The organism is Streptomyces malaysiense (genome assembly GCF_000980885.2).
Lineage (GTDB): Bacteria > Actinomycetota > Actinomycetes > Streptomycetales > Streptomycetaceae > Streptomyces > Streptomyces malaysiense.
In genome coordinates this window covers 1-456 of the sequence record NZ_LBDA02000022.1, presented here as the reverse complement: position 1 = coordinate 456, position 456 = coordinate 1, and the positions used below count along the sequence as shown (strand labels likewise).

Below are 456 nucleotides of genomic sequence, written 5' to 3'. Positions count from 1 at the left end.
GCCGCAGACCCTGCACGTCGACGCACCGTCGTCGCACGTCGACTGGGAATCAGGGGCCGTCAGCCTGCTCACCGAGACCACCGAATGGCCCGAGACCGACCGGCCGCGCCGCGCCGGCGTCTCCTCCTTCGGCATCTCCGGCACCAACGCCCACCTCATCCTCGAAGCACCACCCCAGCCCAGCCCGGTCGACCAGGAAAACGACGGGAGCGAAGAAGGCAACGCGGACTCTGAGACCGAAGCCGCCGCGCCTTCCGTCTTCGCCTGGCCGGTCTCGGCGAAGACCGAGACGGCCCTGAGTGCCCAGGCCGCACGCCTCCTCGACCACGTCCACCGGCACCCCGACCAGCACCCCGCAGCCATCGGCCACGCCCTGGCCACCACCCGCACCCACCACCCCCACCGCGCCGTCATCCTCGGCCAGAACCCCGACGAACTCCACACCGCACTCGCCGC

1 protein-coding gene is annotated in these 456 nt (G+C 71.7%); it reads left to right on the top strand.

Annotated features, from left to right (window positions below; all coding sequences use genetic code 11):
- A partial coding sequence (locus VT52_RS11300; protein WP_143070868.1) for a ketoacyl-synthetase C-terminal extension domain-containing protein occupies positions 1-456 on the top strand: 456 nt, incomplete at both ends.